At 62.8% G+C, this 20908-nt stretch carries 23 protein-coding genes; 15 read left to right on the top strand and 8 right to left on the bottom strand.

Annotated elements, in window-relative coordinates; all coding sequences use genetic code 11:
* Positions 1 to 797 precede the first annotated feature (797 nt).
* The 11 genes from HMPREF2883_RS15365 to HMPREF2883_RS01205 all read left to right on the top strand — a co-directional run bounded on the left by HMPREF2883_RS15365 (position 798) and on the right by HMPREF2883_RS01205 (position 10842).
* The gene (locus tag HMPREF2883_RS15365; RefSeq protein WP_256277267.1) at positions 798 to 1106 is read left to right on the top strand and encodes an endonuclease domain-containing protein; all 309 of its coding nucleotides are present in this window, start codon (positions 798 to 800) and stop codon (positions 1104 to 1106) included.
* Between the two features lie 560 nt (positions 1107 to 1666).
* Complete coding sequence (locus HMPREF2883_RS01245; protein WP_371080169.1) at positions 1667 to 3682, top strand: ribonucleoside triphosphate reductase; 2016 nt, start codon at positions 1667 to 1669, stop codon at positions 3680 to 3682.
* A gap of 31 nt (positions 3683 to 3713) precedes the next feature.
* Complete coding sequence (locus HMPREF2883_RS01240; protein WP_070658433.1) at positions 3714 to 3983, top strand: type II toxin-antitoxin system RelE family toxin; 270 nt, start codon at positions 3714 to 3716, stop codon at positions 3981 to 3983.
* Positions 3984 to 4132: 149 nt separating this feature from the next.
* A complete protein-coding gene (locus tag HMPREF2883_RS01235; protein ID WP_070658461.1) occupies positions 4133 to 4369 on the top strand; it encodes a type II toxin-antitoxin system RelB family antitoxin in 237 nt (78 codons plus the stop codon).
* 22 nt (positions 4370 to 4391) lie between these two features.
* On the top strand, positions 4392 to 5123 hold the full coding sequence (locus HMPREF2883_RS01230) for an anaerobic ribonucleoside-triphosphate reductase activating protein (protein WP_256277266.1): 732 nt from the start codon (positions 4392 to 4394) through the stop codon (positions 5121 to 5123).
* Between the two features lie 931 nt (positions 5124 to 6054).
* On the top strand, positions 6055 to 6975 hold the full coding sequence (locus tag HMPREF2883_RS14540; protein ID WP_141758979.1) for a hypothetical protein: 921 nt from the start codon (positions 6055 to 6057) through the stop codon (positions 6973 to 6975).
* Positions 6976 to 7088: 113 nt separating this feature from the next.
* Complete coding sequence (locus tag HMPREF2883_RS01225) at positions 7089 to 7541, top strand: hypothetical protein (RefSeq protein ID WP_070658431.1); 453 nt, start codon at positions 7089 to 7091, stop codon at positions 7539 to 7541.
* 347 nt (positions 7542 to 7888) lie between these two features.
* Positions 7889 to 9520 (top strand): catalase, encoded by a 1632-nt coding sequence (locus HMPREF2883_RS01220; protein ID WP_256277270.1) that lies wholly within the window; start codon positions 7889 to 7891, stop codon positions 9518 to 9520.
* 125 nt (positions 9521 to 9645) lie between these two features.
* Positions 9646 to 10035, top strand: coding sequence for a hypothetical protein (locus HMPREF2883_RS01215; protein WP_070658427.1), 390 nt, complete (start codon positions 9646 to 9648; stop codon positions 10033 to 10035).
* A 97-nt stretch (positions 10036 to 10132) separates the two neighbouring features.
* Entirely contained in the window at positions 10133 to 10444 is a 312-nt protein-coding gene (locus HMPREF2883_RS01210; RefSeq protein WP_070658425.1) for a type II toxin-antitoxin system Phd/YefM family antitoxin, read from the top strand.
* Positions 10441 to 10842 carry a PIN domain-containing protein gene (locus tag HMPREF2883_RS01205; protein ID WP_070658423.1) on the top strand — a complete coding sequence of 134 codons (402 nt, stop codon included), beginning with the start codon at positions 10441 to 10443 and terminating at the stop codon, positions 10840 to 10842. The genes HMPREF2883_RS01210 and HMPREF2883_RS01205 overlap by 4 nt, the downstream gene beginning before the upstream one ends.
* On the opposite strand, the gene HMPREF2883_RS01200 is transcribed toward HMPREF2883_RS01205, so the two are convergent.
* Complete coding sequence (locus HMPREF2883_RS01200; protein ID WP_070658421.1) at positions 10837 to 11475, bottom strand: malonic semialdehyde reductase; 639 nt, start codon at positions 11473 to 11475, stop codon at positions 10837 to 10839. The genes HMPREF2883_RS01205 and HMPREF2883_RS01200 overlap by 6 nt on opposite strands.
* A gap of 462 nt (positions 11476 to 11937) precedes the next feature.
* On the bottom strand, positions 11938 to 12723 hold the full coding sequence (locus HMPREF2883_RS01195; RefSeq protein WP_070658418.1) for a CPBP family intramembrane glutamic endopeptidase: 786 nt from the start codon (positions 12721 to 12723) through the stop codon (positions 11938 to 11940).
* Between the two features lie 461 nt (positions 12724 to 13184).
* On the opposite strand from HMPREF2883_RS01195, the gene HMPREF2883_RS01190 reads away from it, so the two are divergent.
* Positions 13185 to 13616: an excalibur calcium-binding domain-containing protein gene (locus HMPREF2883_RS01190; RefSeq protein ID WP_070658416.1), complete on the top strand. Its 432-nt coding sequence runs from the start codon at positions 13185 to 13187 to the stop codon at positions 13614 to 13616.
* A gap of 221 nt (positions 13617 to 13837) precedes the next feature.
* On the opposite strand, the gene HMPREF2883_RS13825 is transcribed toward HMPREF2883_RS01190, so the two are convergent.
* Positions 13838 to 14101 (bottom strand): hypothetical protein, encoded by a 264-nt coding sequence (locus tag HMPREF2883_RS13825; protein ID WP_081384598.1) that lies wholly within the window; start codon positions 14099 to 14101, stop codon positions 13838 to 13840.
* On the opposite strand from HMPREF2883_RS13825, the gene HMPREF2883_RS01185 reads away from it, so the two are divergent.
* The 3 genes from HMPREF2883_RS01185 to HMPREF2883_RS01180 all read left to right on the top strand — a co-directional run bounded on the left by HMPREF2883_RS01185 (position 14100) and on the right by HMPREF2883_RS01180 (position 16921).
* A complete protein-coding gene (locus HMPREF2883_RS01185; protein WP_070658414.1) occupies positions 14100 to 14333 on the top strand; it encodes an excalibur calcium-binding domain-containing protein in 234 nt (77 codons plus the stop codon). The genes HMPREF2883_RS13825 and HMPREF2883_RS01185 overlap by 2 nt on opposite strands.
* A 494-nt stretch (positions 14334 to 14827) precedes the next feature.
* Positions 14828 to 15385 (top strand): excalibur calcium-binding domain-containing protein, encoded by a 558-nt coding sequence (locus tag HMPREF2883_RS13820; RefSeq protein ID WP_081384599.1) that lies wholly within the window; start codon positions 14828 to 14830, stop codon positions 15383 to 15385.
* A gap of 456 nt (positions 15386 to 15841) precedes the next feature.
* On the top strand, positions 15842 to 16921 hold the full coding sequence (locus HMPREF2883_RS01180; protein WP_070658412.1) for a type I restriction enzyme HsdR N-terminal domain-containing protein: 1080 nt from the start codon (positions 15842 to 15844) through the stop codon (positions 16919 to 16921).
* 99 nt (positions 16922 to 17020) lie between these two features.
* Here the strand turns inward: HMPREF2883_RS01180 and HMPREF2883_RS01175 are convergent, their stop codons facing one another.
* The 5 genes from HMPREF2883_RS01175 to HMPREF2883_RS01155 all read right to left on the bottom strand — a co-directional run bounded on the left by HMPREF2883_RS01175 (position 17021) and on the right by HMPREF2883_RS01155 (position 20905).
* A complete protein-coding gene (locus HMPREF2883_RS01175) occupies positions 17021 to 17374 on the bottom strand; it encodes a hypothetical protein (protein ID WP_256277265.1) in 354 nt (117 codons plus the stop codon).
* 68 nt (positions 17375 to 17442) lie between these two features.
* On the bottom strand, positions 17443 to 18387 hold the full coding sequence (locus HMPREF2883_RS01170) for an HNH endonuclease (RefSeq protein ID WP_070658411.1): 945 nt from the start codon (positions 18385 to 18387) through the stop codon (positions 17443 to 17445).
* 207 nt (positions 18388 to 18594) lie between these two features.
* Entirely contained in the window at positions 18595 to 19338 is a 744-nt protein-coding gene (locus HMPREF2883_RS01165) for a cupin (protein ID WP_070658408.1), read from the bottom strand.
* On the bottom strand, positions 19335 to 20144 hold the full coding sequence (locus tag HMPREF2883_RS01160; protein WP_070658406.1) for an ABC transporter: 810 nt from the start codon (positions 20142 to 20144) through the stop codon (positions 19335 to 19337). The genes HMPREF2883_RS01165 and HMPREF2883_RS01160 overlap by 4 nt, the downstream gene beginning before the upstream one ends.
* The gene (locus HMPREF2883_RS01155; protein ID WP_070658404.1) at positions 20141 to 20905 is read right to left on the bottom strand and encodes an ABC transporter ATP-binding protein; all 765 of its coding nucleotides are present in this window, start codon (positions 20903 to 20905) and stop codon (positions 20141 to 20143) included. The genes HMPREF2883_RS01160 and HMPREF2883_RS01155 overlap by 4 nt, the downstream gene beginning before the upstream one ends.
* Positions 20906 to 20908 lie beyond the last annotated feature (3 nt).

Genomic DNA, 20908 nt, shown 5'->3' with positions numbered 1-20908 from the left:
ACAGCACTTTTGACGGATGCTGTGAATAAGCCTCCATGCCTTGGCTACTGGGGTGTTGCGTCTCGGGACATGGGTGACAGTTCTGTGTCACGACATCGGTGACACTTCGATGGGCCCCGGAGGCCACAGGCTGACGGATGCTCCAGCTGTCCACAGAGTGACGGCGGCCGGGTTGCGCCTACTCCGCAAGCGGGCGGCAATGGGCTCCATGAGCACCTTGGGCACAGACCTGCTCGCCGTTGTTCGTGGCTGCTACGGCGCTGTGCGCGTTCGGGACCTGGAGCCGACTCGCACCCAGCGCCGTCACATCGCCTCACTCGTGAGGGCCGGTGAGTTCATTGCCTATGAGCATGGGGTTGTCGGTATCCCGGGTGCTGAGCGCGCCGTTGTTCTGGCGCGCATTCATGGAGGGCTCCTCACCTGCCAGGCCGCTATGCGCTACTACGGGCTTCCCGTGGCCCAAGGGGCCGAGCAGGTTCATCTTGTGGTTACGCCCGGCAGGCGATTCTCGACTGCCGGGCGGGAGGTGCTCCATGCAGACCGGTACTGGACTCGTATATCGCCATCCTCTTACCCGGTTCAGCCGCTCCCTGAGGTGCTGGCTCGTTTCCTGCGCTGCCACGTCCAGGACGACTCTCCGCTCATCGCTCTTGACGCAGCACTTCACGATGAGCGGGTCACTGCTGAGCAGGTTCGCGGCCTGCTGCGCGGCCCCGGCTCGGCTCGGGCGCTCGCTCGGCTCGATCGCGCCAGTGACCGGGCCCGTTCCCCGTTGGAGACGCTGGCGCGAATGGACCTTGAGGCTTGCAGGCCTGAGCTTCGAGGACGGGGGGGAGATCGAGGGCGTCGGCGAGGTGGACCTGGTGATCGAGGGATGGGTGGTCGTGGAGCTCGACGGCTACACCTACCACTGCGACGAGTACCAGTTCGGCCTCGACCGCTGGCGCGACCGCCGGCTTGTCGCCCGCGGCTTCCTACCGCTGCGCTTCACGAGGAAGGACGTCTATGCGCATCAGGTCGTTCCGGACGTGCAGAGGGCCTTGGAGCGGTGGGGAGTGTCCAAATCTGTGACAAAGGCGGCGACGGGCACAGAGCGCGCCAGGTAAAACCGCATGATTCCGCGGTTTCTGTTGCTCAGCAAAAGTTGTTCGGGCCTCTTTGTCACAGATTTGGACACAGAGCCCCTCGAAAGGGTCTTCCGCAGCTCCGGTGATGCCTCTTCGTCGGGGATGACAGGCGGCCGGCGGCAACGATGCCGGGGCACGTGGATCGTGCGCAGAGCGATCGCGCGTAGGGATGAGGGGCGCGCTCCCGACCTCGTTCCAACACGCCGGGCAGGAGTGATCTGGACCTCATATGTCCTCTCTGGGCGGTCCTGTCGGCTCGCGTTCCAGTTCCGACGGCATCCGCGAGATCGCGCGGGAAGGCGTCACCTATCGGGACAAAAGTCCTCACCTCTATCGCAAGATGTTGTGGTTGAGATACAATTAAGACACAAGATGATGTGTCTCATCGGTGTGATTTGGGAGTATGGTCGGCACCGGTGCCGCTGACCGCCCCGCTCCCAGCAGGCAGTGTGCAGCCGCTGACGGCACCCGGAAGAACCGGCCCCATCCATGCTCGGTGGGGCCGTGAACAGGAACGAGAAGGACCATCGGAGAGACCTGTGCTCGAGAACCACCCCGCCCCCGCTGACACTGCTGCCCCGAGCCCCCTCGATGGCCCGGCCTCGGCTCCGGTCGCCACCGCCACCTCCACCTCAACCGCCACCCCCGCCACCGACCCGCGCCTCGTGGCCCCCGGCTCGGCCGACTCAGCCGTCGCCCGTGGCGAGCGCCCCACCGTGGACGCCATCGCCACCATCACCGAGTATCTGGACCGTTCCGACTGGCGCGTCAACGCCAACGCCAACCAGGGCTACTCGCTGGGTGGGATGATGCTCAACACCTCCGGCAAGGTCGTCGCCAACTACTGGCTCAGCCAGGTCTACCCGGCCGTCGCCGGCCAGGCCCACCGCAACGCGGACCTCCACATCCACGACCTGGACATGTTCGCCGGCTACTGCGCCGGCTGGTCCCTCAAGGACCTCCTCCAGCAGGGCTTCAACGGCGTCCCCGGCGCCATCGCCGCCGGCCCCGCCAAGCACTTCTCCTCGGCGGTCGGGCAGATCGTCAACTTCCTGGGCACGCTTCAGAACGAGTGGGCCGGCGCCCAGGCCTTCTCCTCCTTCGACACCTACATGGCGCCCTTCGTCCGCCTGGACGACATGACCTACGAGCAGGTCAAGCAGTGCATGCAGGAGCTCATCTTCAACCTCAACGTCCCCTCGCGCTGGGGCACCCAGACGCCGTTCACCAACCTCACCTTCGACTGGACCTGCCCCGCGGATCTGGCCGACGAGCACCCCCTCATCGGCGACGACGTCTGCGACTTCGCCTACGGCGACCTCCAGGCGGAGATGGACCTCATCAACCGTGCCTTCATGGAGGTCATGACCGAGGGTGACGCCGAGGGCCGCGTCTTCACCTTCCCCATCCCCACCTACAACATCACCCGCGATTTCGACTGGGACGCCCCCAACACCGAGCTGCTGTTCACCATGACCGCGAAGTACGGCCTGCCCTACTTCCAGAACTTCATCAACTCCGAGCTCGACCCCGGGATGATCCGCTCCATGTGCTGCCGTCTCCAGCTCGACCTGCGCGAGCTGCTCAAGCGCGGCAACGGCCTGTTCGGCTCGGCTGAGCAGACCGGCTCGGTCGGTGTCGTCACCATCAACATGGCCCGGCTCGGCTACCTCTACGCCGACGACGAAGCCGCCCTGACCGCCCGGCTCGACGAGCTGCTCGAGATCGGCCGCGACACCCTGGAGCTCAAGCGCACCGTCATCCAGCACCACATCGACGCCGGCCTGTTCCCCTTCACCAAGCGGTACCTGGGCACCCTGGACAACCACTTCTCCACCCTGGGCGTCAACGGCATGAACGAGATGGTCCGCAACTTCACCCACGACGCCTACGACCTGACCGATCCGCGCGGCCACGCCATGTGCGTGCGCCTCCTGGACCACGTGCGCGACAAGATGGTCGAGTTCCAGGAGGCCACCGGCCACCTCTACAACCTCGAGGCCACCCCGGCCGAGGGCACCACCTACCGTTTCGCCAAGGAGGACCGCAAGCGCTACCCCGGCATCCTCCAGGCCGGTACGGAGACCAACCCCTACTACACGAACTCCTCCCAGATCCCGGTGGGCTACACCGATGACCCCTTCGAGGCCCAGGAGATGCAGGAGGAGCTCCAGACCAAGTACACCGGCGGCACCGTCCTGCACCTGTACATGAACGAGCGCATCTCCTCGGCCGCCGCCTGCAAGGAGCTCGTGCGCCGCTCCCTGACCGCCTTCCGCACGCCCTACATCACCATCACGCCGACCTTCTCCATCTGCCCGGTCCACGGGTACCTGGCAGGCGAGCACCTCACCTGCGACAAGTGCGCCGAGCTTCATCCTGAGGCCGAGCCGGTCGAGTGCGAGGTGTGGACGCGCGTCATGGGCTACTTCCGCCCGGTGCGCTCCTTCAACATCGGCAAGAAGGGCGAGTACGCCGAGCGGCAGATGTTCACCGAGGTCGCCGCCGGCGGCCACGGCCCGGCCGTCTCGCGCCTGAGCGCGGTCAGCGCCTGAGGATCCGCGACGAAGAAGGAAAGGAGGGTAGGTGGCGGACTGGAGCGTTGAGTTCACGCCTCGCGCCGAGAAGGCGGTGAAGCGACTTGACCACAGCGTCAGGAAGCGTGTGTTCGACAAGCTGCGGGAAATCCAGGGGGCTGACGATCCACGGGACTTCCTGAAGCCGATGACGGGACCACTCGCGGGGATGTTCCGGCTCCGGGTCGGGGACTACCGGGTGATCATCGACATCCAAGACGAGCGCTGTGTGGTCCTCGCGCTCGATGTTGGCCACCGCTCGGTTGTCTATGGCCGGTGACGTCCCGAGGCTTGCTCGTGAATGGGTCACCGAAGCGCCGGGGCGTCCATCGTTTCTGTGGTGGACGCCCCGACGCCTTGTCTCGGGGATGTCTGGACTCCATGTCCGTGATAGTTGTGAAGAGAATGGCTGGCACTTATGCTGTAAACATGTCTACTGCAGTTCTGAGCGTACGGCTGCCAGAGGATCTCAAGCGTCGGCTCGATGACCTCGGGAGCCAGACTGGTCGTTCGGCAACGTTCTACGTGCGTGAGGCCGTCGAGTCCTACATCGATGACTTGGAGTACGCGTACGCGTTGAAGGCGGAAGCAGAGGCGGCGCGGCGCGGTGAGATCAAGACGCGGCGCCTTGATGAGATCACGGCGGCGCTCGGCCTCGATGCTTGAGGCTGAGGAGATGTGATTCCGGTTGTCCTGCCCTGCTGATGCTCTGGTGATCGCCGGGCTCGTCCCCATGAGCACGGTCGACTGGCCCGACCACCTGACCGCGACCGTCTTCCTGCAGGGCTGCCCCTGGAACTGCTTCTACTGCCACAACCGGGACCTCATCCCCACCCGCACGCCCGGCCAGGTGGCCTGGGAGGAGGTGCGCGCCCTGCTGCGCCGCCGGCGCAGGCTGCTCGACGGCGTCGTGCTCACTGGCGGTGAGGCTCTGCGCCAGGACGCCCTGGCCGACGCCGCCCGCGAGGTCATCGACATGGGCTTCCAGGTGGGGGTGCACACGGCAGGGCCCTACCCGCGGCGGCTGCGAGACATGATCGAGGCCGGGCTCGTCGACTGGGTGGGGCTGGACATCAAGGCCCTGCCCGAGCACTACGGGCAGGTGGTCGGCCGGGCGAACGCGGCCACGAAGGCCTGGGAGAGCCTCGAGGTGCTCATCGAGGCGGCCGGCCGTGGCGGGCCGGACTTCGAGGTGCGCACCACCGTGGTGCCCGGAGACGTGACAGCCGACGACACCGTCGAGGTGGCCCGGCGGGTGCACGCGGCGGGGGCGCGGGTCTACGCCCTCCAGCAGGCCCGCTCCGAGGGGACGAGCGGCGAATTCGACGTCGTGGCACCCGGCTGGGACGGGACGTGCGAGCGCATGGCCGAGCGCATCGAGGCCCTGGGCTGGGACCGCTTCACCTACCGTCCGGCGTAATACTTGGAACAGAGAACTTGCTGATCGTATAGATCGGCGCCTGAGGAGGAACTCCTGACGAGCGTTGAGGCAAGATCAGGAGCACTGTGGAAGCCTACACGTGACGAGTCCATTCTTCACTCTCCTGGTCTGGACTGACTCGGAGAAGTTCCTCACTTACGAATGCCAAGGTGAGAATGATTTCATTCCGCATTCTGTGCCGATGTTCGATTGTAAGCAAATTTGATATAAGTTCTTGTCTGTAAGCAGTGTAGTGCAGGGGTGTCGGTAAAATCTGCCGCCCTTGAGTGAATGCTGAACGTTGACGACGTGCCGTCCCATATGATGGCTAGTGTGAATTGCGAGCCCTCGGTATGTCAATTCCGCGCATACATGGGCTTGGGGTGTTTTTGGCTTGCAACTTCTGGTCTGAACTATTGCAGTATCGAGGATTTCGCGAGACCGATCTGATAACTAGGAAGCACATTGTTTGTGTCGTAATTAAGGACACTGTCGATATGTAAATCCTGTGCGACCCAAGTGTCACGAATGTGTCATGTTATCATAGTTTTATGAGTAAAAATACTGGAACTGAAGGCGTGGTGTGCGAGCCTCCGTCACGCAAGAAGCAGGTGCTAGCTATTCTGGATCGAATGCAGTTTCAATCTAATAGAGGTAAGGGTCTGCGTCATGACGTGAGCGCCGGGTCTCTGCCTGTCGTATCTTCAGGCTCTCCGATCCAACACAGAGAGGACGGTTCGCATCGGGCTTGGGAAGGATGGTGGCGAGAGTTCCGGAAAATGGAAGGATGGATTCGGCGAATCAGTGACTGCTTCCAACGAATTTGCGATGTATCATTTTCCTGTATGTACTGGTTTTTATTCATGGTCACTGTCGTTGGTTATGTGGCATTGTTTCGGGAGTTTAAGAATTTTTTTCCAAGGATAAGTCCATGCAGGATAGTTTTGGAGGTTTGGTCGACCTTGGCTCGTTGGGGTTAACTCTGTTTATTTTGGGTATGTTGTTGTGTGTGGCAACACTTGCCGCGTACTTTATTTATGTCCCAGGGCGTGAGCGTGAGTATGTTCTGAGGGTTTGGTGTATGAAGTTCATTCGAAGTTATTCAGTGAGGTCTGTGGGATTCGGTATGGCGGTAATGCTGGTTTCAGCAGCTCTTGGTCAAAGTGTTGTTGAAAACAGAGAGGTTCTTAAAACTCTGTGCGAGCGAGTCGTTGCGGCCGATAGTGAAGCGGAAATTAAGCAAATTATCGATGTCTTCAAGAATGTCACTATCGAGCAGGGAGTCAAGTTGACTTTGATGCTCTCGTTGTGCGCAGTAGTGGCATCGTTCGTCAGGGGGATTGTGGGCTGGGTCAACACCGTCGAAAAAGGTAGGTTGGAGTTGCTGAAGAAATTAGAGGAATATTCCGAGATGTGCGGGTTATGTCATGAGAATTTAAATAAACTCGATGTAGCGGGACTGCTGAGCGGGTTGCAAAATATAATCAGAACTGTGGAGCTTTGTCAGCGCACTGTAGTTCTAGGGTTTCCTTGGGTTGCTCTTGTTCCCGAAGTTCTGGTGGAGGCCTTTGTCGTCACCCAGGTTCAGTGGTTAACCCGAGGGTGTGCTGTTAATGAATTCATCTCATCTAAAGAGGGGGTCAAGAGTGAAGTCAGTGATGCTTTTCGGGCGTTCTTGTTGGATTTAAAGAAGCGCAGTCGAAGTTCTGAGCTTTATGAGCACGTTCGTTGCGAGCTGTCTCGAAGTGTTGACGAGAAGAATGGTCAGCCAAACTCTTTTATGTTGGGGGATGAGTTGATTGTTGTTAATCTGCTGGAGAGTACATTGCGTGTGCATAGGTGCTTGGGTTGACTGGGGTGCTGAGGAGTTTTGGTTTAGATCTACCGATATTGAATCCGTCGAGAGTGATCTTTATCTACCCGGTTTCTCTTCGCTATCGATGCTGTCGTTACTAGCCTCGAAGCATGAGCTACGACATCCTGATCTTCGAGCCGGACGCGGTCACGGATGAGGGTTTTCCCCAGTGGTGGGATCGGGTTTCCCAGTGGGAGGAGCCGCGTCACTATGACAGCATTGAGCGCGCCACGCCGGCGATCAGGTCCTTCTATCGCGACCTCGTCCGAACTTTCCCTCCGTTCAACGGCCCTGACGCGTTGAGTGATGACGAGGTCGATGCGCGTCTCGCCCAGGGGCTGCCGGTCGCCGACTACACCATCGGTGAAGACCTGGTATACGTCGGTGTCAGCTGGTCGGCCGCCAATGCGTTGGTGACGACCGTCAGCGAGCTCGCGTGGACGCACCGGCTCGCCGTGGCGTACGTCAGCGACGACGACGCGATCGTGCGACCACCGGAACAACTGGTGCAGCCCGCCTCCAGCCTCCGGGTGGACTACGTCGTCCAGCACGCCACGAGGTGAATCCAACCGCGTGAGTGCGGCGGCCGGCACCCGCCTACACATTAGTGATCCCATTCAGTGGAGCAACTACTGAGACATTTCCTTATTGTTCGACTATGGTTGCTGACGGGCGGTCATCTCGTCGTCGCGGCTGACAGCGGTCAGCGGTACCCACGGCGCCCCGACCGGCTCAGGCGCACCTCGCGCCTTGCGACACCCCGGCCCGCTGGCCGAGCAAGGAGATACCCATGAACGACACCAACCTGCCCGAGACCTCTCAGGACAGTGCTCCCGCCGGCTGCCCCATGTCCCGCGCCGGCCTCGGCGAGCACCTGCCCAGCCGCAACAACGCCGTCGGTCAGGGCCGTATGACGATGGCCAACGGCTCGCCCGTCCACAACAACCAGGACTCCATGACCGCCGGGCCCCGCGGCCCCGTCGCCCTCCAGGACGCCTGGCTGCTGGAGAAGCACGCCCACTTCAACCGTGAGGTCATCCCCGAGCGCCGCATGCACGCCAAGGGCTCAGGCGCCTGGGGCACCTTCACCGTCACCCGCGCCATCCCCGAGCTCACCCGCGCCGCGATCTTCTCCGCCGAGGGCAACCAGTGCGAGCTCTTCATGCGCTTCTCCACCGTCGCCGGCGAACGCGGGGCCGCCGACGCCGAGCGCGACATTCGCGGCTTCGCCATGCGGTTCTTCACCTCCGAGGGCAACTGGGACGTCGTCGGCAACAACACCCCCGTCTTCTTCTTCCGTGACGGGAAGAAATTCATCGACCTCAACCACGCCGTCAAGCGCGACCCCCGCACCAACCTGCGCAGCCCCAACACCAACTGGGACTTCTGGACCAGCCTGCCCGAGTCGCTCCTCCAGGTGACCATCACCATGTCCGACCGCGGCATCCCGCTGTCCTACCGCTACATGCACGGCTTCTCCTCGCACGCCTACTCCTTCATCAACGCCGAGGGCGTGCGCACCTGGGTGAAGTTCCACTTCCGCTCCCAGCAGGGTCTCGCCAACCTCACGGACCAGGAGGCCGCCACCGTCATCGCCCAGGACCGCGAGTCCAACCAGCGTGATCTGTACGAGTCCATCGAGAAGGGCCAGTACCCCCGCTGGACCATGTACGTCCAGACCATGACCGTCGAGCAGGCCGAGGCCCTGACCGACTTCAACCCCTTCGACCTGACGAAGATGTGGCCCAAGGCGGACTTCCCCTTCCAGGAGGTCGGTGTCCTCGAGCTCAACAGGAACCCCGACAACTACTTCCAGGACGTCGAGCAGGCCGGCTTCACACCCCAGAACATCGTGCCCGGCATCGGCTACTCGCCGGACAGGATGCTCCAGGCCCGCCTCTTCTCCTACGGTGACGCCCAGCGCTATCGCCTCGGCGTCAACCACCACCAGATTCCGGTCAACTCCCCGCGTGGCGTCGCCTGCCCCCACGGCTTCCACCGCGACGGCGCCATGCGGGTGGACGGCAACGCCGGGTCCCAGAACGCCTACGAGCCCAACTCCTACGGCAACTGGCGGGACTCGCGCGAGTTCTCCGAGCCCGTCCAGGCCGGAGGTGACGTCGCCATGTACGACTTCCGCGAGGACGACCACGACTACTACACCCAGCCCGGCATGCTCTGGCGCGCCATGACACCCGAGCAGCAGCTCGTCCTGTGCGAGAACACCGCCCGAGCCATGGGGGACTCGACCCTGCAGATCAAGCACCGCCACATCTTCAACTGCTACCACGCGGACCCCGACTACGGCCGTGGCGTGGCCCAGGCGCTGGGCATCGACATCGACAGCGTGGACCTCGACGGCGCCACCGCCGACTCCTACGAGCTGTGGCTCGCGCGCAACCGCGCCAACGTCGAGCTCGATGTCCCGACGTCGCCTGCCGCCCCGGCCTCGGCTGCGAACCTTGGCCCGGCCGGCCGTGACACGAACGTGGCTGACCCGACCACCCTGACCGACCCGATGAACGACCCCTACGTGCTCTGAGCACTGCGTCCCGGTTCCCGACGGCGGCCCGCCACCTCCCAGCGGAGGCGGTGGGTCGCCGTCGGGGATCGCAGTGGGGAGCGGTGTCCATGGTTGGTGACGGGGCGCACTCCTAGCCTCGGGGCATGAGCTACGACCTCCTGATCTTCGAGCCGGACTGCGCGACCGATGAGGACTTCCCCCGGTGGTGGAAGCAGATGGTCGCCCAGTGGGACGGGCCGCGCGACTTCAGCACCATCGACGGCTCCACCCCGGCGATCAGGTCCATCTACCGCGACCTCATCCGCGCCTTCCCGCCGTACAACGGCCCCGACGCGCTGAGCGAGGCGGAGCGGGAGGAGCGGGAGGTCGAAGGGCTGCCGGTCGCCGACTACACCATCGGCACCGACTACATCTACATCAGTGTCGGCTGGTCGGACGCGAACGCGCTGGTCAAGATTGTCGGCCAGATGGCCTGGACGCAGCGGCTCGCGGTCGCCTACGTCAGTGAGGACAGCTCGATCGTCCGGCCGTAAGCGAGAGGGGCGACGCTGCACCTCGAGCCTTCAACCCCGCTTCCGCCCCCACTGCCACAAAGTAGTATATGTAGAACATTTGTCGTATTCTCGTGTCATGAGTGCAGCGGGTGTGCCGGTTTCTCCGGGGAGCAGGACTGTTGGACTGCGGGAGGTCAATCAGCAGGCCGGGCGGGTCTACCGTGAGGTCGAGTTCACTGGTGTGCCTGTGACGGTCACCGACCGCGGCCGCCCGATCGCCCAGATCGTCCCGATCCGTGATGACGAGACCTGGTACGGGCGGATGGTCCGTGAGGGCAAGGTCCGTCGAGCCGCAGACGACTGGGCGCTGCCCGCCAGGCGGTGGGGGGTGCCTGAGGACTTCGACCTGGAGCAGTTCCTCCTCGGTGAGCGCGAGGAGGACAGGTGATCTACCTCGACACCTCGGTGGCGCTGCTCTCCCTCCTCGGCCAGCCCGGAGCCGATGAGGCCGCAAGGCTCATCATGGATGCGCATGCCACCGAGGGGCTGATCTCCTCCTGTCTGCTCACGGTGGAGATGGCTCGGGCAGCGCATCGAGAGCACTTCGATATCCGCGTGGTCGATGAGTTCATCGCGGGGGTGGAGCTCGTCGAGATCGGCCCGGATGTCATTGAGCGCGCCAGCACCCTGACTGGTGAGCTGAAGTCTCTCGATGCCATTCACCTGGCGACTGCGACGCTGCTGGACGACCCTCGCCACCCTGTCACGGTTCTCACTCATGACGCCCGCCTGGCCGACGCCGCCCGGTCCCGAGGGCTGGGCGCGATCGACCCGCTGGGCTCATAGCACCTGATAGACCTCCTCGAAGGGCAAACGCGGGTTGCGCTCCTGGTAGGCGTCTGGCCCCGGGTGGCCGACGTTGATGACCAGCAGCACCTCCACGTCCTGACCGGCGAAGAACTCGGTCGCCAACGCCTCGGCGTCGTCTCCGTTCATGGGGCCGGCTGCCAGCCCGACGGCGCGAATCGCCTGAATGACGTAGGCCGTCTGGATCAGTGCTGAGGCGCGCGCCCACCGCGCCCGCATCTCCGCCCCGCCCTCCTCCAGCAGCCGCTGGTAGCGCTCGCCGCGCGGGTGCAACCGCGGCAGGGACCCGGCGAAGGACCGGTCGGCTGCGCAGACGAGGGTGAGAGGCGCCCCTGCGGCCTGCTCGCGATTACCGCTGGGAAGACAGGGCAGTAACCGCTCCCGGGCGGCGGGGGACCGCACGGCCGCCACCCGCAACGGCTGGGCGTTGACCGCCGTCGGCGCCCACTTGGCCAGCTCGTGGATCGCCCGCAGCTGGGCGTCCGTCACCGGTTCGTCGGTGAAGGTGTAGGCGGTGCGTGCCCCGCCGAACAGCAGCGAGGCATCGGACTCGGTCAGGACGGACTCGCCGGGCACGGGGCCCGGAACCGGAACGGGGGAGACGACTGCCATGCCTCGATTGAAGCACGTGTCGTCTCCCCCGGGGCGGGTGTGGTCCCGACAAGGCAGCCTTGCTGTTCTCCGCCCTTGCTCACCTCGACCTCCTGACTCCGGTCTCGCAGCGGGGCTCCGTCGCGCAGGCGATCTGTGCGGTGCAGAGTGTGTGCTGTGAGGGCCTGAGCCTTGCTGCTTGAGAAGTAGCCGTTCTTCTCGATGGAGGGTGAGGCTCCGGGCCGAGCCGCAGGGAATAAGGCAGGAAGTCATGGATGAGAATGCCGCTCCTGGTGCTCGGCCTGATTGTGGCGGTCGGTATCGCCTCCTTGTGTCCTGGTGCTGAGGTGGCGCGTCGGGCGCCGTCCGCAGTGAAGCGGTCGAGGACAAGGCAACCGAAGCCGGTGTTGCGAGAGTGTTGGCGCAAACGCTTATGCTCCCGCAACGTCCGGGCCAGTCCGGGCCAGGTGGCGAGGAGTCGTTTCAGTACAGGAGGAGGGGCAGGAAGGCGCTGAGGTTGTTGAGGCAGTGGATGCTCGCCGGGTAGAGCAGGTTGCGGTCGGTCTTGACATAGAGCAGCCCGCAGCTGAGCCCGAAGAAGGCGTGCGGGATGACACTCAGTACCTCGGAGAGCGCGAACGAGTGCATGTGCAGCGCACCGAACAGAACGCTGGAGACGACAACAGCCACCCAGGTCGGCGCGAAACGCTCGATGAGCCCAATGAGGAGCTGGCGGAAGAACATCTCCTCCACAATCGGCCCCACGATCCCGAGCACGACGACGATGATGATCGGCGGGAACATCCGCGTGACTTCGCCAACGCTGGCGTCATTCTGCAGGGTTGCTCCGGACAGGCCGGCGAAGTTGAGCAGGGCCGAGGACGCCAGGCCGCCGACGAGCTCGATCACCAAGGTGGCGAGTCCGCCCACGATGAGAGTGAGGATGGCCCGCCGCTTACGGGCCGCTACCTGACGGGCGGCCTGGGCCAGCGGGCGGCGGAAGGCGACGCAGCCGACGGCGAAGAGAGCGACGTAGAGCGCGAGGCCGGTTGAGGGGCCGGCGTCCCCGGGGATGAGAAAGTGGCCGAGGTGGAGGGGGAAGAAGAAGGCGTAGACGCTTGTGAAGATGACCAGCGCGATGGTGCTCAGTCGGTCGGGTCGGGTGCTTGCGGTCGGAGTCGAGACCGGAGCGGAGTCCGACGGCGCTGGATCTGGTGCCCCGGAGGCGGCCGGTGTCTGCTGGGACAGGGACGTGCGGGAGGTGCTCATGGCCGGAAGTGTGGGGCGGCCGGCCCGCGAGCCACATCGCCCCGGCGGCTGAGCCTCGGTGCGTCTCTCAGACCCTGGTTCGTCAGACTCCGGGTTGACTCCTAAGCCTCGCTGAGCTGCCTGAGCGCATGTGTGGTCGGCTGTTGTGGGGTTGGAAGACTGCGCACTAAGTGTAAAAATAAGGGACAATTGTCAAGCAGTCGTACTTCAATTTCTACTTCCAGTAACTGTGAAAAATACGTGTATCAATCTGATTGCATTTTATGGCTGCGTGAGTTATTGCTGCCCCTAGAGTGCTTCAATTCTATCGGCTAGCCGCCCATCATCCCTTCTCCTGACTCGAGGCTCTCGTGAATGTGCCCGTTTTGTCCCCTATTCCTCCCATATTTTCCCGTTCGTCTGTTTTATCAGTGTCTTCTTCGACGTCGAGGCGGCGGGGGCTGCTGAGGGCGTCGGCTCCTGTGCTCCTTGCTCTGGTTCTTGGCGTCGGGCTCGCCGGCTGTGACGACGTGTCCAGTACCAGCAGTGATGCTGCGTCGTCGGCTGCGCCGGCCGAGTCTCAGCAGGATGCCGGTGGTGGCTCCGCCGGCTCCGAGGAAGCGCCGGCCGAAGAGTCCAGTGGGGAGCCTGCTGCGGAGCCCACAGACGACTCGCGTGGGGGGAGCGGCTGGTTCAGTGGCTCGGATTCGGGGGAGGACTCCAAGTCAGGGGCGAACTCCGAGTCGGAGTCTCAGAAGAAGTCGGAGTCGACACCGGAGCCCCAGAAGGAGTTCTACGCTAACTGTGACGACGCCAAGGCTGCTGGTGCTGCGCCGATGTACAAGGGTGATCCTGGGTATCGGCCCGAGCTGGATCGGGATAAGGACGGCATCGCCTGCGACAAGAAGGGGTAAGGCCTGGTTGTTGCTGCGGAGAGCCGATGTCGGCTCTCGCTACTACGGAATTCATCTCCACGTGTCCTGTCATGTCGATTGCTATGCGCATGACGTGGCACAACACATTGTCTTTCACTTTTCCTATTCGAGGTTCTCATGAAGAATTCACTTGTTTGTCCTGGATCTTTGCTGTCGGCCCGCGCTGGTGCCAGCCAGCTGGCCGCGCTGATGTCGGGTCGTCAGAGGACGGTGGTGAGGTCGGCATCTGCGGTTCTGGCCATCGCGGTCTGCGGCGGACTGGCCGGGTGCGGGGTCCCGTCCGTGGCTGACGATGCGGGCTCGCCGACACCGGCACCTTCGCCGACGGCGACTGCTTCGCCGTCACCTACTCCGACTCCGTCTCCCACTTCGACCCCGACACCGCGTCCCACCCCTACGCCGACGCCGTCGCCGATTCCGACGACGCAGGCCCCGACGACGCAGCCTCCGTTACAGCCTCTCATGCAGGAGTCCGAGCCGACACAAGAGGCGGAGCCGACACAGGAGGCGGAGCCGCAGGCCGGCGGTGGTGGGGCGGCTCCCGCGCCTGCGCCGGAGCAGAAGCAGGAGAGCACGTACTACCCCAACTGTAAGGCTGCGAGGGCAGCAGGCGCTGCTCCCTTGTACCAAGGTGAACCCGGCTATCGGTCTGGGCTGGATCGTGACGGGGATGGCATCGCCTGCGAGATCAAGTAAGGCGTCAATGGCTCCTTCCGTTTATGACGGGGTTGCCAACAAAGTTATCCACCCGCTTCTTCATGTGTTTTGTCAGCTGCGTCAAAGCCCTGCTAACAAAACACATAGAGGCTTATTCACAGGACTAGCCGACGCCGGCATCCGCGCAGGTCACAGCACCTTCGATGGATGTTGCGAATAAGCCTCATAGATTGGGATGTTGGTGGGTTCTAATATGAGAAGTGTGGAATTTGTGCGCATTATGTGAACTGAGATGGCATGAGTTGAGTGGAGATGGGCCAAGAGGGCAGAAGTAACAGGATGCGTTTAAACTCCAGTGGTCAGCGGGGTGTAACGGGAATGACGTATAGCGACTAAGCACTCTATGTGCTTCTGGAGGCGACTGTAGGCTGCAGTGTGATTTGATTATTCGATGTTTCATTGGTGTTGGGTTTGTCGAGGCGTCTTAATTTCTCGACTAGCTGTGATGATCCCTTCTCGTGACTTGAGGTGACATGAACCTACCTCCTCCTCCTTCTCCTCCGCCTTCGTCAGCATATTCCTATGCCGGTCCTAACTACTACAGTCCGACGCCGACGCGCTGGAAAAATCTGAGGAAGCTTGTCCCTTATGTTGTGACGTTCGTTCTTGGGGCTGGGTTTGGTGCTGCTGGCGCGTCGGATGATGTTCCGGCTCAGTCAAAGGCCGCCTCGGCGCCTATCGTGGTGTACTCACCAACCCCTGTCCCCACGGTTGTCTACAGCCCGTCGCCAGTGCCAACAGTTGTCTACTCGCCGTCACCGGTGCCAGCGACGGAGGCTCCCGCCCCACTGGCGGCAGTTCCCGTTGCACCGACTGCGGAGCCAACGCCGGAGACGAGTGAGGAAAATTCCGGAGGCGGTACTTCGTCTGGTACAGGTGAGGAACCGACTCGATCGGAAGCCGACTCGAGTGGTGTCTACTACCGCAACTGCAAGGCGGCTCGTGATGCCGGTGTGGCGCCGCTCTATCGAGGGCAGTCTGGTTACCGGCGTGAGCTGGACCGCGATAACGACGGCATAGCTTGTGAGTAGAAATACGATTGACGACGGAATGGTCGTATCGGAATTCTGGGTGCTTTCACGCATTTAGGAGAGGGCATGAAAATGCGGCTGTACATATAGTAGATGTGGCGGAGGCGCAAGTGGGTATGTCTGCTTGGCAGTGCTCTTCTGGTGATTTCTGCAGGTCAAAATGTGTTGGGCTGCGACATCACTGGATAAGCGGCCCGCTCGGTTTGAACGAAATGCGCATACTGTGTTGGTGCGTCAGTGGAAGTGAGCGAAGCTTTCGATTGGTTCGGAAGAAGGTATGCCATCTTTGGTGTGACCTCTCAACGCGACTTAGGCTCTTGTCTCGAGTTCTATACGTAAATAACAGTATGGCAACAAGTTCGAGTTGTATGTTGAATGTTGCGGGAGGGAGGAAAGTGGTTGGTATATGATGTCGAGTCGACAAAGCTGTTGTTCCGAGGCAGTCAGTGAGGACTCATGTCATTCGAAGATGCGTTGCTCAATATAGCAAACCGTGTGCGAGACTACGCCGGTTCGCTTGAGACCGAAGAAGCCACTAAAAATGCGATCATCATGCCCTTCATTCAGAGCGTTTTAGGGTATGATGTATTTGATCCAGATGAAGTTGTGCCGGAATTTGTCGCCGATGTTGGTAGCCGGAAGGCCGAAAAAATTGACTATGCCATCAAGCGCGAGGAGACCATACAGATTCTTGTTGAAGCCAAAAAGGTTGGTGAACCGCTGTCGCTTGAGCATGCTAATCAGCTAGTTCGTTACTTCTCTGTATCTAATGCTAGGATTGGGGTCCTGACTAACGGGAGATACTGGCATTTTTACACCGATCTGGACAAGCCCAATATTATGGATTCCAAGCCATTCCTCCGTCTGGATCTTCTAAATGTAGATACGTATATTCTCCCCGAGTTGAAGAAGCTGACTAAGGCAACATTTGACCTAGATTCGGTGCTAACAGCAGCCGAGGAGCTCAAGTACGTATCCTCTACTAGGGCGGAGATTGCGAAGGCTTTCGGTGAACCGGATGCGGATTTTGTGCAGTTGTTTGCGCGTCGGGTGTATGACGGTGCATTGACTGCGAAAATGAGGGAGTTCTTTCAAGGGGTTGTCGAGAAGGCGTGCAGGCAGTTTCTTGCAGATCAGGTGAATGAGCGGCTCAAGAATGCGCTCGGTGAAACCGTTTCTGCGTCACCTGAAAGTGAAGAAGATAATGTTCGGGGTGAGATTGAGGGTGATGATAAGAAGTCGGGAATTGTTACCACCGAGGAGGAAAAGCAAGCATACATGATTGTTCGTGCGATTGTGGTGTCGGAAATTTCGTTGGAACGAGTCATTGATCGTGACACCAAGAGCTATTTCGGTGTGCTGGTTGACGATTCTAATCGCAAGCCAATATGCCGCTTCCACTTCAACGGGAAGAACAAGAAGTATCTTGGACTGCTTGACGAGCATAAAACCGAGACTCGTCACCAGATCGGTCGTCTAGAAGATATCTATCAGTACGCCGAACAGCTTCGCGAGGCTGCGCGTCGTTATCGATAGAGGTGGCCAGGTAGGTGAGCTGTTAGTGTTTGCCGGCTACCGCGCTCACGGCGTCAGCTGCGGTTGGTGCCTGAACCTGTGTGGTCCAGGCACCGATGGTCACACCTCCAGGCGACGCCGGCCCGGCAGGACGGCGACGGGCTCTCGCTGACCGTCCTTGGTTGTGCCGATGACGGTGAACCAAGCAGGTCGTCCGAGGCGGTGGAGTAGATCGGCGCCTTCCGGCTCGGCGGCGAGATGATCCATCACGACGTCGAGCGCCGCTCGCCAAGTCTGCATCTCAATCCCTGTCTCGGCGTGCGCGCGCAGGAGGTCGGCGACAAGCAGCATGACGTCGTCTCGGGCGGTCTCGTTCGTGGGGTGCCAGTGCTTGCCGATGACGGCGGCGAGGCGATCAGCGTGTTCAAGCACCGCCGCCTCGGCTTCAGTCGTGATGTCTCGCGGATAGATCATGGTGGGCTCCTCCAAGTATGGGAGCCCATTCTCTGGTGTTACATGTAGCTTGCTGGAAGCTTCGGGGTCTACCCGACTGTCTGCTCCTCTGCCTGGAGGAACTCTTTGAAGCGCTCAGCAAGACGGTCGCCATCAGGATGCATCTGTTTGGAGGCTGGCACATGCTTCAGGGAGCGGCCTTCAAATTTCAGTAAGCCTGTTTGCAGGTGGATAGTCTCGATGCGCTTTGCTCGTGTCGCCACGTGGATGCGGCGGTCGGCGTCGATGCCGAGGAGATGCCGGTCGTAGGCGGTGTGGTGGAGTCTACACAGTGCCAAACCATTGCTGACCTCAGGGACGCCGGCTTCCTTGGAATCGGCGATGATGTGTGAGGCTTCCAAGAGCTGTGCGTGCGGAAGATCGCAGACTGCGCAAGAGATCTGGTAGGCACTGAGTACGTACTCCCTGAAGTCGTGTTGGTGGATGCGCGCCTTCGTCCACCTGGAAACGTACTTCTTCTCAATTTGTCCAGAATCCTTGAGGCCTGAGGTGGCCGGTATTGTCTCATCGATGGCGATGATGAACTCTGCGTTGCGTTCGTCGATGTCGACGATGTAGGCGGGGAACCGAGCATAATAAAACAGTGTTGATGAGGTCGGCTTCACTCCCACCAGCCAGGCGAGAGGATAGTTCCGCTGCGCGGCTACCTTCATTGCGTCGTTCGCCCACTTCTTCGTATCTGAGAACTTGTAACGAAGTAACCCGCTGTCATCGATCCGATCGGCGTACAGCGCTTCTTTTCCGGGAGTGGGGGCTGCGGTCTTGAATGTCAGTGCGGCCTTAAATTCTTGCGGCTTCCAGATCCCTTGGGATTGATGAGTGAGGCGGAAGTGGTGGCCATGCCAGGCGAACCCATTCATTAACTCCCTGTGGGTTAAGAGTTCGTGGCCACTCATCTGCTGGCCCTCAAACCACTGCATGGCGGCGAAGTGGGCATCTCGCTCCTCTGAAGGAGTAAAAATTTGCCGGTCCATGGTGGCATTCCTCATGAAATGAGCAGCTGAGATATGGGGTATGCCTGCCCGCGGTTGCAGGACACTAGGTGGAAGTATACCGCGCTGGAACGATGCTGAGTGATCTGGGTTTAGTCGGCAAGGGACAGGGGTGGGGGCGTCCTCACCCGCTCCCACCCCTGGCTTTGATGGGCGGCGCCTGAACTCGTACTCGTGGCGTCCCGATCCTCACGCATCCGCCCGCACCAGCCGGACGATGCCGGCCGTCTGGGCGGCCGCCGTCCAGGCCAGGATGATGAGTCCGGCAGAGGTGACGTCCGCCTGCGATGCGCCCGCCGCCAGCCAGATCTGGGCCGCCTGGCCCGGGAACCAGCGGGCGGCGTCGCCCAGGAACACGGCCAGCTGCGGCGCCAGAATCACCAGCACCACGGCCGCCGTCGACGCACCGATGACGCTGCGCAGCGCCGCACCGAGCCCGGCCGCCAGCAGCAGCACCGCCGTCAACCAGACCACCGTCCTCCCGGCCGCCCACAGCGCCGCCGTCGACATCGTCGGACACGCCGCCAGGCTCGCCCCGGCCAGGACGCTCGCCGCCACCAGTCCCGTACCGGTCAGCACCATGAGCCGCGCCACCGCCAGCCGCCCCCGCGCCGGCGTCACCAGCAGACTCGTCACGCCCTGCGCCGTGGAGTGCTCGCCGCCCGCCGCGGCCACCCCGGCCGCCACGAAGCCGATCTGCACCGCCAGTGCCCACACCGGAGTGACCTCCTCGAATCCGAAGCCCCGCCCATCCACCACGTTCTGCAGGGCCGACATCATTGTGGCGGCCGCCGCCGCGCCCGCCACCGCCGCCGACCACCACATCGCCGGCAGCGTCACCACCTTCACCAGCTCCGCGCGCAGCGCACGCCCCCAGACGGTCGCCGCCCCTGCGGCAGCCCTCACCCTGCTGGTCGCACCGGTCCCGCTCACGCGTCCCGCCTCATCCACACCCAGCAGCACACCGCCGCGCAACCGCCCGCCCACGCCGCGCAGACGGCGGCCGCCATTGGGATCGACAGCAGCTCAACGAGCCGGTCGTAGTTGAGCGTCGTCGGGCTCGCAATGAGCCGCACCGCCGCCGTGTCCGGCAGGAACCGGGCCGCATCCGTAGACCTGATGAGCAGCACCCCCGGCGAGATCATCGTCGACATCGCGACGAGGACCGTCATCGACACCAGCGCGCTGCGCGTCGCCATCGCCAGCGCCATCGACGCCATCGCCGAGAACACCCACCACGTCAGGATCCCCGTCAGCATCCACCACGGCACCGGCTCGAAGGGCACGCTCGACCCCAGCAGGTGCCGGCACAGCGCGAAAGTCCCCGCCCACGCCGTCGCCAGCAGCACCGTCGCAGCCCCCAGCACCACGAGCAGCTTCGCGGCCACCGACGCCCCGCGCCGCGGCTGCACCAGCATCGTCGTCGCCACCTGTCGCGGAGCGCCGGAAGCCCCACTCGTGCGCGGATCACTTGCGTACTCGCTGACCACAACACTGACCGCCAGCACCACGATCCCCGTCGTCCCCACGTACAGCCCGATGACGCCGACGTCGCCCAGCCGCGCCGGCGCGTCCGGGTCACCGGCCGCCAGCCGCGCCGCCAGGTCATGATCCGTGTAGTACTCGATCAGGAGCGGCAGGACGATCGCCAGCGCCGCCCCCAGCCAGGCCCCCGGAAGGCCCACCGTCTTGCGCACCTCCGCCTTGAGGGAGCGCACCAGTGCTATTGCCGTGCTCATGCTCGGCCCCCGTTCTGGTGCTGCGCCTGGCTGACTGTGCTGGCCCGCCCGTCGGCCTCGCCCCCAGTCGGGGCGGTCAGCGAGAAGAACGCCTCCTCCAGGTTCGCGTAACCCTCCGCGACCTCCTCCAGCGTCCCAGCAGCCCGCACCCGCCCGCCGGCGATGACAACGACGTCGTCGGCCACCTCAGCCAGCTCGGCCAGAACATGACTGGACAGCAGGACCGTACCCCCGGCGTCGGCCCGATGTCGCAGCAGCATGCGGATCCACCGGATCCCCTCCGGGTCCAGGCCGTTGACCGGCTCATCGAGGATGAGCACCTCCGGGTCGCCCAGCAGCGCCGTCGCCAGCCCCAGCCGCTGCCCCATTCCCAGGGAGAAGGTGCGCACCCGCCGCCCGGCCGCCTCACTCAGCCCGACGACATCGAGCACCTCAGCCACCCGTCGCCGACTGATACCCGCGCCCGAAGCCACCCAACCCAGGTGACCGCGGGCCGTGCGCGAGGGGTGCGCGCCCGAGCCGTCAAGCACCGCCCCCACTGTGCGCAGTGGTTCGCGCAGCTCGCGGTAGGGGTGTCCGCCGATGAGTGCCCGCCCGCCGTCGGCCCGGTCCAGCCCCAGCAGACACCGCAGGGTCGAGGACTTCCCGGCGCCGTTCGGGCCCACGAATCCGGTGACGCGGCCCGGACGGGCCTGCAGGCTCACGCCGTGAAGCACCTCCCGCGCCCCGTGCCGCTTGACGAGGTTCTCAATACTGATCATGGA

This window comes from Actinomyces sp. HMSC075C01 (assembly GCF_001812965.1).
GTDB classification, from domain to species: Bacteria; Actinomycetota; Actinomycetes; order Actinomycetales; family Actinomycetaceae; genus Actinomyces; species Actinomyces acetigenes.
This window is presented reverse-complemented; position numbering and strand designations above follow the sequence as displayed.

Bases quoted from the DNA above. Each gene is read 5' to 3' on its own strand.
- HMPREF2883_RS01235 (WP_070658461.1), top strand. From the start codon at position 4,133: ATGTCTACTGCAGTTCTGAGCGTACGGCTGCCAGAGGATCTCAAGCGT.
- HMPREF2883_RS14540 (WP_141758979.1), top strand. From the start codon at position 6,055: ATGCAGGATAGTTTTGGAGGTTTGGTCGACCTTGGCTCGTTGGGGTTA.
- HMPREF2883_RS01225 (WP_070658431.1), top strand. From the start codon at position 7,089: ATGAGCTACGACATCCTGATCTTCGAGCCGGACGCGGTCACGGATGAG.
- HMPREF2883_RS01220 (WP_256277270.1), top strand. From the start codon at position 7,889: ATGACGATGGCCAACGGCTCGCCCGTCCACAACAACCAGGACTCCATG.
- HMPREF2883_RS01215 (WP_070658427.1), top strand. From the start codon at position 9,646: ATGAGCTACGACCTCCTGATCTTCGAGCCGGACTGCGCGACCGATGAG.
- HMPREF2883_RS01210 (WP_070658425.1), top strand. From the start codon at position 10,133: ATGAGTGCAGCGGGTGTGCCGGTTTCTCCGGGGAGCAGGACTGTTGGA.
- HMPREF2883_RS01200 (WP_070658421.1), bottom strand. From the start codon at position 11,475: ATGGCAGTCGTCTCCCCCGTTCCGGTTCCGGGCCCCGTGCCCGGCGAG.
- HMPREF2883_RS01195 (WP_070658418.1), bottom strand. From the start codon at position 12,723: ATGAGCACCTCCCGCACGTCCCTGTCCCAGCAGACACCGGCCGCCTCC.
- HMPREF2883_RS01185 (WP_070658414.1), top strand. From the start codon at position 14,100: ATGCAGGAGTCCGAGCCGACACAAGAGGCGGAGCCGACACAGGAGGCG.
- HMPREF2883_RS13825 (WP_081384598.1), bottom strand. From the start codon at position 14,101: ATGAGAGGCTGTAACGGAGGCTGCGTCGTCGGGGCCTGCGTCGTCGGA.
- HMPREF2883_RS13820 (WP_081384599.1), top strand. From the start codon at position 14,828: ATGAACCTACCTCCTCCTCCTTCTCCTCCGCCTTCGTCAGCATATTCC.
- HMPREF2883_RS01180 (WP_070658412.1), top strand. From the start codon at position 15,842: ATGTCATTCGAAGATGCGTTGCTCAATATAGCAAACCGTGTGCGAGAC.
- HMPREF2883_RS01175 (WP_256277265.1), bottom strand. From the start codon at position 17,374: ATGATCTATCCGCGAGACATCACGACTGAAGCCGAGGCGGCGGTGCTT.
- HMPREF2883_RS01170 (WP_070658411.1), bottom strand. From the start codon at position 18,387: ATGGACCGGCAAATTTTTACTCCTTCAGAGGAGCGAGATGCCCACTTC.
- HMPREF2883_RS01160 (WP_070658406.1), bottom strand. From the start codon at position 20,144: ATGAGCACGGCAATAGCACTGGTGCGCTCCCTCAAGGCGGAGGTGCGC.
- HMPREF2883_RS01155 (WP_070658404.1), bottom strand. From the start codon at position 20,905: ATGATCAGTATTGAGAACCTCGTCAAGCGGCACGGGGCGCGGGAGGTG.